This window comes from Aurantimicrobium sp., assembly GCF_036667855.1.
Taxonomy (GTDB): domain Bacteria; phylum Actinomycetota; class Actinomycetes; order Actinomycetales; family Microbacteriaceae; genus Aurantimicrobium.
In genome coordinates, this window is the sequence record NZ_JAVWTF010000102.1 from 1,621 (window position 1) to 2,418 (window position 798).

General features: G+C 44.9%; 1 protein-coding gene. It reads left to right on the forward strand.

Features of this window, described 5'->3' with window-relative positions; translation table 11 throughout:
* Positions 1-63 precede the first annotated feature (63 nt).
* Positions 64-798, forward strand: a 735-nt coding sequence (locus RR877_RS10410; protein WP_332628204.1) for a hypothetical protein, incomplete at its 3' end; no start/stop codon positions are given.

Sequence of the window (798 nt, forward strand, 5' to 3'; positions counted from 1 at the left end):
CGTCGGCTGTACACATTTAACCGTGACAGCATCGAGAATTACTACCAAGATAGAAACTTCGCTGTGAAAAACACGCACATCTTATCGCGTATACTGGAGCACTTCCCCAGCTACACGGGATTTGACAGTTATCGGTATTTAGATTTTGCCAACGATAAGACCAAATACTTAGCGAAACATTTTAAATTTACTAGTGACGATGAAAAAGGAATTGTCCATCCCTCGTACTTCTTCGGCAATGAAGGCGAAGAGATCATCATCTCCAGTTACGATACCTTCAATGTGAAGGACGTCGAGCAGGATTGGAAACGTGCCAAGACCGTTAGCATCCTCAAGCACAACCGCAACGACACCCGTCTGTTATTACCAATGGGGAATGACGATGGTGGCCGTTCGGGACTGGATGTGGTCTTAGTCAATATTCCGAAACTCTCGATCAAGTACCGTGAATTCGTCAAAGAGCAATCGACCAATGCAATGACTGGTGAAGGCTTAGTGCTGAACAAGAACCACTTCGTCATGAAGTATGTACTGAGCACCATGATGGAAGATGAGATCGATCACGTCTTCATGAATAAGATCATGGACCGGTTCTACGAGCGTGAAGAAGTCAGTCCCAAGTTCAAACACCGCTTTAAACTGTTCGAACCCAACACACAAGTGGATCGCTATATCGATCAGACCTTGGATGTGATCACGAGTAAGAATCTGGATTTCGTGAACCTGTTGCATAACATCCAGTTGATCTTCCGTATCGATGCCAGTGAACTGTTGGCGTTAGATGACTTTGGTTATACC